This is a genomic window from Halomicroarcula saliterrae (assembly GCF_031624395.1).
Lineage (GTDB): Archaea > Halobacteriota > Halobacteria > Halobacteriales > Haloarculaceae > Haloarcula > Haloarcula saliterrae.
On sequence record NZ_JAMQON010000006.1, the window covers coordinates 36,335 to 48,333 of the forward strand.

At 64.9% G+C, this 11,999-nt stretch carries 13 protein-coding genes; 9 read left to right on the forward strand and 4 right to left on the reverse strand.

Features of this window, described 5'->3' with window-relative positions; genetic code table 11:
* The first annotated feature begins 190 nt into the window (after positions 1–190).
* Entirely contained in the window at positions 191–2,149 is a 1,959-nt protein-coding gene (locus tag NDI56_RS18145) for a bacterio-opsin activator domain-containing protein (RefSeq protein WP_310921118.1), read from the forward strand.
* 192 nt (positions 2,150–2,341) lie between these two features.
* Positions 2,342–2,830 (forward strand): four-helix bundle copper-binding protein, encoded by a 489-nt coding sequence (locus NDI56_RS18150; protein WP_310921119.1) that lies wholly within the window; start codon positions 2,342–2,344, stop codon positions 2,828–2,830.
* 255 nt (positions 2,831–3,085) lie between these two features.
* On the opposite strand, the gene NDI56_RS18155 is transcribed toward NDI56_RS18150, so the two are convergent.
* Together NDI56_RS18155 and NDI56_RS18160 are read right to left on the reverse strand one after the other, a co-directional pair.
* A complete protein-coding gene (locus NDI56_RS18155) occupies positions 3,086–4,117 on the reverse strand; it encodes a hypothetical protein (protein ID WP_310921120.1) in 1,032 nt (343 codons plus the stop codon).
* Positions 4,118–4,278: 161 nt separating this feature from the next.
* On the reverse strand, positions 4,279–5,820 hold the full coding sequence (locus tag NDI56_RS18160; RefSeq protein WP_310921121.1) for an FAD-dependent oxidoreductase: 1,542 nt from the start codon (positions 5,818–5,820) through the stop codon (positions 4,279–4,281).
* 157 nt (positions 5,821–5,977) lie between these two features.
* Here NDI56_RS18160 and NDI56_RS18165 point away from each other — a divergent pair, with 157 nt between their 5' ends.
* From NDI56_RS18165 to NDI56_RS18180, 4 genes are all read left to right on the forward strand, one after another.
* A complete protein-coding gene (locus tag NDI56_RS18165) occupies positions 5,978–6,529 on the forward strand; it encodes an iron transporter (protein WP_310921123.1) in 552 nt (183 codons plus the stop codon).
* A gap of 93 nt (positions 6,530–6,622) precedes the next feature.
* Positions 6,623–6,781, forward strand: a complete 159-nt coding sequence (locus NDI56_RS18170) for a hypothetical protein (protein WP_310921125.1) — start codon at positions 6,623–6,625, stop codon at positions 6,779–6,781.
* Between the two features lie 107 nt (positions 6,782–6,888).
* Positions 6,889–7,071, forward strand: a complete 183-nt coding sequence (locus NDI56_RS18175; RefSeq protein WP_310921126.1) for a hypothetical protein — start codon at positions 6,889–6,891, stop codon at positions 7,069–7,071.
* A 99-nt stretch (positions 7,072–7,170) separates the two neighbouring features.
* Positions 7,171–7,536 (forward strand): hypothetical protein, encoded by a 366-nt coding sequence (locus NDI56_RS18180; protein ID WP_310921127.1) that lies wholly within the window; start codon positions 7,171–7,173, stop codon positions 7,534–7,536.
* A gap of 142 nt (positions 7,537–7,678) precedes the next feature.
* On the opposite strand, the gene NDI56_RS18185 is transcribed toward NDI56_RS18180, so the two are convergent.
* A complete protein-coding gene (locus NDI56_RS18185; RefSeq protein WP_310921129.1) occupies positions 7,679–8,086 on the reverse strand; it encodes a DUF7344 domain-containing protein in 408 nt (135 codons plus the stop codon).
* Positions 8,087–8,217: 131 nt separating this feature from the next.
* Positions 8,218–9,276 carry an AI-2E family transporter gene (locus NDI56_RS18190; protein ID WP_310921131.1) on the reverse strand — a complete coding sequence of 353 codons (1,059 nt, stop codon included), beginning with the start codon at positions 9,274–9,276 and terminating at the stop codon, positions 8,218–8,220.
* Between the two features lie 106 nt (positions 9,277–9,382).
* Between NDI56_RS18190 and NDI56_RS18195 the strand changes: the two genes are divergently transcribed.
* From NDI56_RS18195 to NDI56_RS18205, 3 genes are all read left to right on the forward strand, one after another.
* On the forward strand, positions 9,383–9,673 hold the full coding sequence (locus NDI56_RS18195; protein ID WP_310921132.1) for a DUF7553 family protein: 291 nt from the start codon (positions 9,383–9,385) through the stop codon (positions 9,671–9,673).
* 108 nt (positions 9,674–9,781) lie between these two features.
* Positions 9,782–11,143, forward strand: coding sequence for a hypothetical protein (locus NDI56_RS18200; protein ID WP_310921133.1), 1,362 nt, complete (start codon positions 9,782–9,784; stop codon positions 11,141–11,143).
* Positions 11,144–11,474: 331 nt separating this feature from the next.
* The gene (locus NDI56_RS18205; protein ID WP_310921134.1) at positions 11,475–11,825 is read left to right on the forward strand and encodes a HalOD1 output domain-containing protein; all 351 of its coding nucleotides are present in this window, start codon (positions 11,475–11,477) and stop codon (positions 11,823–11,825) included.
* Positions 11,826–11,999: the final 174 nt, after the last annotated feature.

An 11,999-nucleotide genomic window follows, 5' to 3' on the forward strand; every position in this document is an offset into this window, starting at 1 on the left:
GGCCGTCCCGATTGGACAAGAGCAGGACAGTGCGGTAAGGCGCTTGCCCTAAACCAATAGGTTCGACACCGTCGAGAGCGGCCAGCGCGCGTGCACGAAACGGCCGAAAAGCCCATACGGAGCGCAGTTGCCGGGCAGCGACCCTCCGACAACGGAACGTTCATAGCTGCAGACAGGATACGGTACTGATATGAGTGCAGGGAGAGTGACCGATGGGCTACGGGAGACACTCGCCGTCATCGAGGGGGGCGAGCCGTACACGACGAACGAAATCGCGGCCGAGCTGTCGGTCTCACGGCGGAGCACGTACGAGCGGCTCACGAAACTCACAGACAACGGCCTGCTCGAGACGAAGAAAGTCGGGGCGAGAGGCCGCGTCTGGTGGCGCCCGAACACGGCGAACGGGGACGAGTCGACCGACGGTGCCCTCCAGCAGCGCATCCGCCAGCAGGGGGTCATCACCGAACTCGGCCAGAGCGCGCTCGAAGACCGGGGAGTCGAGGCGCTGATGCGGACGACCTGTTCACAGGTCGCCGAGACCCTGGGTAACGAGTACTGCAAAGTCCTCGACCTCGGTGAAGACGGCGAGGAGCTGTTACTCCGGGAGGGCGTCGGCTGGGACGACGGGCTCGTCGGCACCGCGACGGTGTCGGCGACCGACAACGACTCGCAGGCGGCCTACACGCTGTCGACCGACGAACCGGTCGTAGTGCGAGACCTCGCCGCCGAGACGCGATTCAGTGGCCCCGACTTGCTCACGGACCACGACGTGTACAGCGGCATCAGCGTCATCATCGGGACGGCGGCGGAGCCGTGGGGTATTCTGGGCACCCACGATACCGAGGCGAAGCCCTTTAGCGAACAGGACGTGAACTTCGTCCAGTCCGCCGCGAACATCCTGGCCTCGGCCATCGCGCGCCGGACCGACGAGCAGATACTGGTCCGCCAGCGCAAGCTACTGGCCGCGCTTATCAACCTCCAGGAGGTCGTCCGCGAGATAACCGACGCGGTCATCGACCAGTCCACCCGAGAGGAGATCGAGTCGGTGGTCTGTGAGCGCCTGGCCGCGAGTGATTCCTACGAGTTCGCCTGGATCGGCGACACCGACCATCGGACCCAGACGGTGCAGGTCCGCACAGAGGCGGGCGTCGAGAACTACCTCGAGGACATCAGTATCTCAGTGGACCCCGAGAGCGAACACAGCGAGGGACCGACCGGCCGCGCGTTCCGGACGGGCGAGACACAGACCAGCCAGCACATCCGGACGGACCCGCGGTACAGCCCCTGGTGTGACCACGCCGAGTCGTACGGCTACCGGTCATCGGCCGCGATTCCGATAGCCCACGAGGGGACCGTCTACGGCGTTTTGAACGTCTATTCGGACCGTCCGAACGGCATCAGTGGCCGCGAGCAGACCGTTATCACGCAACTGGGAGAGGTCGTCGGCCACGCCATCGCCGCGGTCGAGCGCAAGCGCGCGCTGATGAGCGACACGGTCGTCAGACTCGGCTTCCACATCGGGGATATCGACTCGATGCTCGGGCTCGACGCGGTCGAGGGGACGGTGTCTTTCGACCAGGCGATTCCGGTCACGGACGGCGAGTACCTCGTCTACGGGACGGTGACGCGGGACGGCGTCGAACTGCTCGAAACCGTCGTCGACCGGCTGGCCTACTGGGACGAGTTCGCGATACGCGACTGGGAGGACACCGACGTGACGACCTTCGAGGCTCGGCTGGAGGACCCGCCGGTCCTCACGGCGCTCGCGAACGCCGGTGGCGCGCTCGCAGAGGCCGGTATCGACGACGGCACGTACCACATGACGCTGGAGCTCCCCCCCAGCGCAGACATCCGGGGCATCATCGAGACCGTCCAGTGTGTCTACCCCAGCGCAGAGATGCTCACCCGACAACAGACCACGCGGGCGACCCAGTCCACGTCGCCCATCTTCGAGCTCAGCGACCAGTTGACCGACCGCCAGTCGGCCGTCCTGCGGGCGGCGTACTACGCGGGCTTTTTCGAGTGGCCCCGAGAGCTGTCCGGCGGGGAAGTGGCCAGCTCACTGGACATCGCGGCGCCGACGTTCCACCAGCACCTACGGAAGGCCGAGAAGCACGTCTTCGACTCGCTCGTTCCGACACTGGTGTGACCACGCCGGACCCGCGCTCGGCGACGGATGACCGCCGGAACGAGCGGCGAGTACCACCCCCGAGCGACGCGGTGGCTGTTAAATATAGAGTGCCTTGTGCCAGCCAGCCGGGCGTTATCGCCGGTAGTACCACTGTACGGCGACGAACAATCGGCCGCCTATATTCGTTACATCGGTGAACGAGCGACTGCGATGTCCCAGACACAGTACAGCGGTAGTTCGACAGCACAACAGGGGTACCAGAGTCAGTCACAGCAGCAGGACGCCGGTCAGCTCCCACAGCAGTACCGCCAGAGCCTCTCGGGGGTCGCACAGGCCATCGAGGTGTGTGGCTGGTGTGCCGACAAGTGTATCGAGGAGGCGAACCCGAACATGGTCGAGTGTATCAAGCTCTGCGAAGACGTCGTCGAGATCGGTGAGACCCTGCTCGCGGTCGCTCCGCGGTCCTCTCGCTTCACCTCGGATCTCGTACAGACGTTCGAGCGGGCTGCACAGGCCTGTGCACAGGAGTGTGGCCAGCACGCCCATTCGCACTGCCAGGAGTGTGCCGCGGTGCTTCCGCAGGCATCCCAGATGGCGCGACAGCTCTCCGGACAGAGTCGCGGCATGAGCCAGCAACAGGGCGGCCAGCAGACCCAGCAGTTCGCCGGCGGGCAGACGGCCCAGCAGTTCTCGCAGTAAGCCGCCCTACCGACGACCCCGACCGCCAGTCCCAGCTCGGTAGCGGCTCCGGCCGCTATTTTTTGCCCGGACAGCGGTGTTCTGCGGTATCCAGCGCACCCGGCCGCGTTCGCGACGGTCCGCTCGGAGTTGTAGGTGACGACGACCGGTACGAGGGCACGGACACCGCGACGCCTCGATTCGAAAACAGCCGAGTAGCACCTTCTTGACGGCGGTAGTTGGCGTATATACCCGTGAACTGTCGCAACGGGTTTATCAAGGCCAATCGTTGCCCCGAACGGGATTAGCGGTGAGCGCCCGGAGTCGACCCCACCGCACAGTGCGTGGCACCGCGTTATCTGTGGGCCACCCCGGAGCGACACCTACCGGGCTGCATCGCCGCAACCCACCACTCGAACCATGAGCTACCAAGGAAATCAGCAGCAAGGGCAGCAACAGCAAGGCCAGCAGCGACAACAGACACAGCAGTTCGGTCAGCAGGGCCAGGGCGTCACACAGGGCCCGGACCAGCGCCAGAGCGAGGCCTTCCGAGAGGACAAGGCCATCCAGGCCGAGCTCCAGCCGCGTGACCCGCAGACTGGACAGTTCGTGCAGGAGGCGCCACAGCACGAACAGCAGCGCGAGCAACAGGAGAGCCAGATTCACCAGCAGATCGGGCTCCCACAGCAGCAGCCGACACAGGCCGGCCCGCAGGGCGCACCGAGCGTGACGCCGGAGCAGATATCGAGCCAGCTCCAGCCGACGTACGGGCAGCCCCAGCAGCCACACCAGATGCCCCAGCGTGACCCGCAGACGGGGCAGTTCCAGCCGTCCCAGCAGGGCCAGCAGACCCAACAGCCCCAGCAGCAGATGGGGCAACAGCAGCCACAGCAGCAGATGGGGCAACAGCAGCCACAGCAGCAGATGGGGCAACAGCAGCCACAGCAGCAGATGGGGCAACAGCAGCCACAGCAGCAGATGGGCCAGCAGACCCAACAGCCCCAGCAGCAGATGGGCCAGCAGACCCAACAGCCACAGCAGCAGATGGGGCAACAGCAGCCACAGCAGTTCCAGCAGCAACCGCAGCAGCAGCTCCAGCAGCAGCCACAGCAACAGCTTCAGCAGCCACAGGGTCAGCAGTTCGGGCAGCAACAGCCCCAGCAGCAGCTCCAGCAACAGCCCCAGCAGCAGCCCCAGACCAGCCAGCAGAGTAAGCAACAGTCCCAGCAGCAGGGCGGGCTCCAGCTCCAGCAGCGACCGGAGCAGCAGTCCGAGCAGTCCCAGCAGTACTGAGCGGGTCACTTCCACGGCCAGAGTCACTCCCAGCGTCTGCGATGCCGGGGGGCTAGGAGCCGTGGATTCCGAGTAGCACACCGACGGGCACCCGAACACGCGGGCCCTGCGAAACGCGGTCGACGCCCACTACTTTTCCGTTAATCGAGGGGCCCAGCGTTCTGTCTCGACGGCCGTCAGTCCTCGCCGGGAAGGGAGACCTCGTCGAGGCCGTCCACGGCCGGCGTATCGAGCACGTCGCCGTCGACGTCGAAGCGTGAGCCGTGGCACGGACAGTCCCAGGAGCGCTCGCCGTCGTTCCACGAGACCAGACAGCCCATGTGCGGACAGACCGCCGAGCGGGCGTGTAGCTCGCCGTCGTCGTCACGGTAGAGAGCCACCGGGTCGTCGTCGGACTCGAAGACGCCGGCCTCGCCCGGGTCGAGGGCGACGCGGTCGAGGGCCTGCTGGCTGTCCAGATAGGTGGAGAAGAAGTGTTTCATCGCGTGTCTGTTGTGCGAGAGGAACTCCGACTTCGACGCCCGCGCCTTGAACCGGTTCGGTTTGAACACGTCGCTCCACGGCGAGTCGCGCCCCAGAATCTCGTCGGCCAGCAGACGCCCGGCAGCGGTGCCGTTGGTCATCCCCCAGCCGCCAAAGCCCGTGGCGACGTAGACGTTCGAGACCTGTGGCGCCGCCCGGCCGACGAAGGGCACCTTGTCGACCGAGCGGTAGTCCTGCGTGGCCCAGCGGTACTCGACGGACTCGATGTCGAAGTGGTCCCGGGCCTGCTGTTCGAGGTCCCGGTAGCGCTGCTCGGTGCTGTCAGCGTGGCCGGTCCGGTGGTTCTGTCCGCCGAGCAGAACGAGCGAGTCCGTCGCGTGCGGTCGGACGGAGAAGTAGGGCTCGTTCGGGTCGTAGTAGAGTCCCTCGGGCGGGTCGGTGGCGAGTTCGACCGCGAGGACGTAGGAGCGCTTGGGCCGCATCCGCGCGAAGTACAGCGCGTCGTCCTCGACGGGGAAGTGCGACGCCACGACGACGTCGTCGGCTCGAACGGTCCCGCGGTCCGTCGAGACCTGACACGGCGAGCCGTCCTCGACGTCGTCGACGGTCGTCTCCTCGAAGACGTGGCCGTCGCCGTCGGCGACACCTCGCGCCAGTTCGAGCAGGTATTTCCGCGGGTGGAAATACGCCTGGTCGTCGAACCGGACGGCTGCGTTGACCTCGTACGGGAGTTCCGTCTCCTCGACGTAGGAGACCGGCAGGTCCAACTGACGGGCGGCGTCGACCTCGGCGCGGACCTGTCGGCGGTCCGCGTCGGCCGTGACGTAGGTGTACGCCGGGGCCCGGCCGAACCCGCAGTCGATGTCGCGGGCCTCGACGGTGTCGGCCACGTCCTCGATGGCCGCCTGATTGGCCTCGGCGTACTGCCGGGCCTGTGCTTCGCCGAACCCGTCGATGAGGTGGTCGTAGACGAGGCCGTGGAGCGAGGTCAGCTTCGCGGTCGTGTGGCCGGTGACGCCGTTCAGGACGCGGTCCCGTTCGAGGAGGGCGACGGTCTGTCCGGCGGCGTCGAGTTTCGCCGCGGTCGTGACGCCGGCGATACCGCCGCCGACGACGGCGGTGTCGACCCGCAGTCCGCCGTCGAGGGCGTCGTAGTCGGTCGTCTCGGCCGTCGCTAGCCACAGGGAGTCGTGTCTCCCCGCCGGTCGGTCAGGTGGTGAGTCAGGTCCGTTCATAACTGCGGAAGGCACGGGTCAATCGTCCGGACGGGGGTTCAAGCTGCTGCCGGCAACAGCCGGGTTAGTGCGGGGCGGTGGCCACGGGCCGACCGGGCGACGCTTGCGATTGCCACCCGTCCCTTCTCCAGACTGCTCCCCCAAGAACCAGTCAACGATGAGCGAACAAGCCCGCAAAGAGACGAGCGAGGAGTTCGACGAGCGCCAGAAGGAGCTGGCCGCCGCCGAGGGGGAGGCCTACCAGCGCTCGCTGCGACACATGATAGAGGTGGTCGCACACACCGGCGAGATGGTCACAGCGGGGGAGTACATCGTCGGCTTCGCACAGGAGGAAGCCGAGGGGCTCTACCACCTGACCGACGACGGCGAGTTCGAGTGGACGGAGCCGAGCGGCGAGGAGAACTGCCACCTCGAAGTGGCCGTCGCCGACGCGGCCGACGGTCGGTTCGTCCCCGAGGCGTCCGTCACGGCGACGCTCGCGGCCCACGACGACGGGGAGGTCGGACCCGTCGACATGGACCTGCTCTGGCATCCGGGCCTGTACCACTACGGCGAGAACATCCACCTGCCCGGGGACGGCACCTACGACATCGAGATAACCGTCGACCCGCCGACGTTCCGGCGACACGACGAGACGAACGGCGACCGATACGGCGAGTCGGTCACCGTCCGCTTCGAGGACGTGGACGTAAAGACCGGCCAGTCCTGAGCGAGTGACTCCGGACTGGGCACTCCAGAAACGGCGACCGCGTGCCGAATTTCGGCGTCGGATTGCTCTCGGCCCCGGCTCTCGGTATCCTGTTTGCGTACACCGTACCGCTGCGCCCTGCGTCGTCCTTACGTCCTCCGTGTCGCCGCTATCACGGTCCAGACGCTGGCGGTCGGCCCGTTCACGATTCAGCCCGAGAAGGAGACGACATCGTCGACACCGGTCGACGCGGACATGCGCGGCTCGCAGTAGCAGGCTGGGTTCACACTGATGTCGGTGTTATAATTTCGGAGCGATGCTCGCGCCGTCCGGCGTAGTCGTTATCCGTGCCGCGAAGTGTGGTGTGAGCGGTCGGTCCGTTGGTCGCGCTCCCGGAGCTGGGACTGGCCGGGCTGGTGCTGTTCGTACTCCTGTCGGGACTCGCCGTATCCGTGTTGGCTCTGCTGGCTCTGGTGCTGTTGCCCCTGCTGGTGGCCCAGCTGCTGTTGATGACTCTGGGACTGCTGGTGCTGTTGGTGAGCCTGGGGCTGTTGCCCCCGTAGCTGGTGAGTCTGCTGGTGCTGGGGCTGCTGGCCCTGCTGGTGCTGGGGCTGCTGGCCCTGCTGGTGCTGGGGCTGCTGGCCCTGCTGGTTACCCCGTAGGTGGTGGGTCTGCTGGTGCTGGCCCTGACCCTGCCGATGCTGTTGGTACTGTCCACTCTGCTGCAGGTGCTGCCCACCCTGCTGTTGGTGCCCCTGGTGTCGGTTGCCCTGTCCACCCTGCTGGTGGCGCTGCTGTTGCTGGCTCTGCTGTCTGACCCGGTTGAACCCTCGGTCCTGCTGTCCCTGGTTGAAAGGTGGGCCCTGTTGCTGCTGTCCCTGGTTGAAAGGTCGACCCTGTTGTTGCGGTCCCTGGTTGAAAGGTTGGCCCTGTTGCTGCTGTCCCTGCTTGAAAGGTCGGCCCTGTTGCTGCCGCCCTTGGTTGAAACGTCGGCCCTGTTGCTGCTCGTCGTCGGACTGCTGTGTTGAATGATGGTTCATAGTAGACGTGGGTGACGACGTCACCGGGTGGTCGTCCCGCCGTCGCCGCCCCGGTTCGGCGTTCACGGGACTGGGGTATAGTTACAGCCAGCTTATAAATGCCAGAGCAGGTCACAGCGACAGTCCCGGGTCACTGGCGACCGTACTCCGGCGATTCGTCGGGGCCCTCCGATGGCTCGTACCCCTGTGTCGCCTCGTCGTCCGCCAGCAGTAGCGGAACCACGGTGTCGTCTGTCAGCTCCACGGTGCCCCGGTCCGCGTCGAAGACGACGAGACCGTGGGCCGCAAGCGCCGGCAGTTGCCCGTGGTGAAGCCAGGTCTGGACCCGTCGCTGGACGTTTTCGGGGACCTGCGTGGCCGACGTGCCGGTAATCTGTCCGACGATGTACCGCGACGCCGTGGCGAGTGGGACCGGTTCCTCCGTTCGCCAGAGGAACTCGAGGAGATGCTTGCAGTGCGGGTCCGACAGGAGATCGTCCAGGTTCTCGTGCGTCCTGCCGGGGGTCGTGCTGTCTGGGGTTGACGGTCGTGTGAACATGCCACTCAATAGACCAGTTCACAATCGGCCTGTATCACTACCACGTCTAAAGAAATAGGCTCACCCCGGACCCGTGGCTCTCCGCGATGAGCGGTAGGGAGGCGGTGTGGCCCATATTCGGCCGTTTCGTCTCAGTCGTTCCCGGAAACGACCTCTTTCGTCCCGCTGTCGATGAGATTGGGGAACACGTCGCGCATAAAGTGCAAGAAGAGGACGAGCAGTATCGGCCCGAGGAAGACGCCGTACCAGCCGAAGACGACGGCACCGAGCGTGTAGGTCAACAGCATGAGGCCCATGTTGAGGTCCCCCTTGGATATCTGCGCGCGGATGAAGATGTCGGGGACGGTGTCGACGACGACGAGCGTGACGAGGAAGAAGACGATGGGGAACCAGTAGCCGCCACCGGTATTGTAGGCGACCCAGACGAGATAGCCCGTGTAGGGGAAGTAGACGAGTTTCATCCCCACGGCGGGTATCAGCGTGGCGACGCCTGTCAGTAGTCCGAGCAGGATGGGGAAGACGATGTTGGCGTTCGTCGGCGCGAGGAAGTCGAGCCCGTAGTAGACGACCACGGCGACAGCACCGGTGGCCCCGATAGTGATGAGATTGCCTGTGTATATCATGTCAAGGTCCGAATCCACGCCCTCGAGAAACGGGACGACGCCGTACTCTCGGCCCATCGTCTCGCGGACCCAGGCGGATATCTTCCGGTCGTCGCGGAGGAGGTAGAACGCGACCGTGACGACGACGAACAGGCGGATGCCCCAGAGAAATATCGTCGACCCGAGACCGACCAGTCGCGGAGCGATAGCGCTGATTCGATTCAGAACGTTCCCCGCCTCGGTCAGTGAGGCGATGCTGATGTAGGGCTGCAGGACCGACCGGTACTGCCCGAGGTTCACCTGCCGGAGGAACGCGTCCGCCTCGCGGATACTGACCAGTCCCGCGTAGCTCACGACCACGATGAGCGGGACACCGACCACGAGCAGCGTGACCGTGGCGCTGACGTTGGGGTGGTCGAGGTGGTCTTCGAGCCATCTGTTCACCGGCCGCAACGCGTAGTAGAGGAAGAGCCCGGCCACGATGGCGCCCACGAACGCGTACAGGACGAAGGCGATACTGAGAACGATGAACAGTCCGGCGGCGGCCCAGAGGACTCTGAGCCAGGAGATGTCGTACTGGTCAGCCATATGACTTCTTTGCGGGCGACGTGGAAAAGCGACGTGCAGGGCCACACCGAGTGACTCCGTAGTCGGGAAGCCACACGGCTTTCCGTCCGAACCGGCTACACCGCGTATGGTGTCGAGCATCGCTATCGCCCGCGACGCCGTCCAGTCAGCCAGCGACCGGACCGACGACGCGACGGTGCGAGAGCAGTTACGGTCCATCGACGAAGCGCTCGGGAGTCTGTCGGGCGATGAGACCTTGCCCGACGAAACCGAGGAGGGGGCCCGACTGGAGGAACTCGAAGCGGAGCTCGTGAAACTGGGCAACCACACGGACGGCACCGTCCAACAGCACCTCGAAGTCGCCCGTGACAGTCTGGACCGGTACCGCCGGGAGCACGCACCCGACTGGGAGTCGTGACCACAGTCGGGGTAACCGCGGCCAGACCATGACGCACGGGGAGGAACGCTACGGTTACTGATATGTCACTGCAAGAGACTTATGCGTCAGAAGGTAGAAATGTAACCGATGTCACACGACAGAGAGACACATACCGAGAGTCAGGTGACTGCCGATTCCGAGACGATACGGTCGTGGTCGGAGACAGAGACGCTGGTACCGGTCCGTCACGAGCACGAGGGCGAAGAACGGCTCGAAATAGTCCCGGAGTCCGAGACGCGCTCGGCTCACGAGGAGCTGTCCTGGGAGGAGTTCGAGCGGGAGATGCGGGACCGGAACATGATTGCAGTCCGACGCGGCGGGGAGTCCGGTGAGATCGACGTCGTCGAGCGCTCGGAGGTCATCGGTCGCGCGACGGTCGAGAGCGAGGCGGTCGAAGAGGCACTCGTCGAAGGCGAGACCGTCGAGACCGAAATCACCGAACGCCGAGTAGTCGAACACGTCGTCGTCGAGGAGGCCACCGTCCAGAGCGAAATCGCCGACCGTGAGATCATCCAGTCGGATATCGTCGACGTGGACCTGCTGACGACCGACGTGAACCAGTGTTCGGTGACACGAGCCGAACCGCCGGACGAGTCCACGACCGACCTGACGTGGTTCCAGCCCGGCACGCAGCTCGAAGACCCCTATGACGTCGAGATCGACGTCGACGAGGGCTGGGAGGTCACTCGCGAGGTCGTCGAGCGACTGACTATCGAGAGTCAGATCGTCGACACCGACGTCGAGGAGACCGAAACGGTCGAGTCCGATACGATGCGCGAGACGGTGGACATCGAGGGGGTCACCGAGACCATCCTCGAAGGCGAACTCGTCGAGTCGCCCGAGACGGCCCAGGCCGCCGTCGAGCACGGCCACGTCGAAAGCCAGTTCCGGGAGGACGATATCATCGAGACGAACCTGCTCCGTCGCCAGACCATCGAGGAGGAGATGAGCGTCAGCAAGGAGATAACCGGCGAGGTCTCCAACGCCGAGACCGTCAGTGCTGACGCTATCGCCCACACGGTCGTCGACAGCGAAATCGTCGAACAGGAGGAGTACGACGTCGACCTCGCGGCGACGGTCGCCGCGTCGGAGACGAACGAGACAATGACAGACGAGACGATGGCGGGCGAGACAGACGAACCGATGGCGGCCGAGACGGACGAGCCGACGACCGAAGCCACAGCAGGGGAGGGTGACGTGCGGATGACGCCGAGCGAGGAAGACGAGGGCAAGACGGTCGTCAACCCGAACGGGGACGAGGTCGGGATGGTCGTCGACGTCGAGGGCGGCCAGATGTACGTCGACCCCCACCCCTCGATAACCGACCGCATTCGGACCGTGCTCGGCTGGAGCGAGCACGACGACGAGAGTTACCTGCTGGGGACTGACCACATCGACCACATCGACGACGACCAGGTCGTCCTCAGCGTCGAACACGCGGAGGAGTAAGGCCGTCGGACCAGACGTTGCCGAACGGTCGACTACTCCTACCCGGTTCGACCACCCGATATCGGCGCCGGTAAGCCCACGAGAGCGGGGATAACCGTACGTGCCGTGACACCAGCGGGGAGAGTCAGGCAGTGGCCACTGGGCCGTCGTTTTGCGGAGGAGTAGCTTTTTGAATCGGTGTAAGCTCAGGTTACCGCGTAATCTGGTCCGCTACCCGGTGAATCAGATGTGTCGAACCGCTCGTTGTCCCCCGTTTTTCTGCCCCAATGAACGGTTTCATCGAGGGGAAAGCTTTTATTACCCCGATGACAATGAGAGAGTGTCACAACCAATGTATCGCAACGAGACACACGCGAAATCACACTCTCCGCAACAGCAGCAGGTGCGGGATACCCAGACGTACTTCGTCAAACACGACTTCGACGGTCCCGCGGAGCTCACGACGACACTCGCCCACGCGCTCTCCGACGTGAGCGGTGTCGACGTCACTGATACGGGCTTTACGCTCTATGACTACATCGACCCCGACGCGCTCGACCAGCTGTTCAAACCGAAAGACGACAGCATCCAGCGCATCAACGGTATGCTCACGTTCACCGTCTGGAGCCACCAGGTGACCGTGTACAGCGACGGACGCATCGCCATCGTCCCGCCACGACAGACACCACACCCCACTCGCTGAGCGAGCCGTAAGCGGATTCTTCCGTCGTGAGGCGTGACCGGACCGCGACCGACAGTGGTATCGCGGTCACGGCGGCCCGAGGCCTGAGAGTCGTCCGTCCGCCGTGGTGCGAGTTTCCGCTTACTCGCTGAACAGTGCCGCCGCTTTATTAACAACACCCCCATCCGTCCCGTT

Bases quoted from the DNA above. Each gene is read 5' to 3' on its own strand.
- NDI56_RS18145 (WP_310921118.1), top strand. From the start codon at position 191: ATGAGTGCAGGGAGAGTGACCGATGGGCTACGGGAGACACTCGCCGTC.
- NDI56_RS18150 (WP_310921119.1), top strand. From the start codon at position 2,342: ATGTCCCAGACACAGTACAGCGGTAGTTCGACAGCACAACAGGGGTAC.
- NDI56_RS18160 (WP_310921121.1), bottom strand. From the start codon at position 5,820: ATGAACGGACCTGACTCACCACCTGACCGACCGGCGGGGAGACACGAC.
- NDI56_RS18165 (WP_310921123.1), top strand. From the start codon at position 5,978: ATGAGCGAACAAGCCCGCAAAGAGACGAGCGAGGAGTTCGACGAGCGC.
- NDI56_RS18185 (WP_310921129.1), bottom strand. From the start codon at position 8,086: ATGTTCACACGACCGTCAACCCCAGACAGCACGACCCCCGGCAGGACG.
- NDI56_RS18190 (WP_310921131.1), bottom strand. From the start codon at position 9,276: ATGGCTGACCAGTACGACATCTCCTGGCTCAGAGTCCTCTGGGCCGCC.
- NDI56_RS18195 (WP_310921132.1), top strand. From the start codon at position 9,383: ATGGTGTCGAGCATCGCTATCGCCCGCGACGCCGTCCAGTCAGCCAGC.
- NDI56_RS18200 (WP_310921133.1), top strand. From the start codon at position 9,782: ATGTCACACGACAGAGAGACACATACCGAGAGTCAGGTGACTGCCGAT.
- NDI56_RS18205 (WP_310921134.1), top strand. From the start codon at position 11,475: ATGTATCGCAACGAGACACACGCGAAATCACACTCTCCGCAACAGCAG.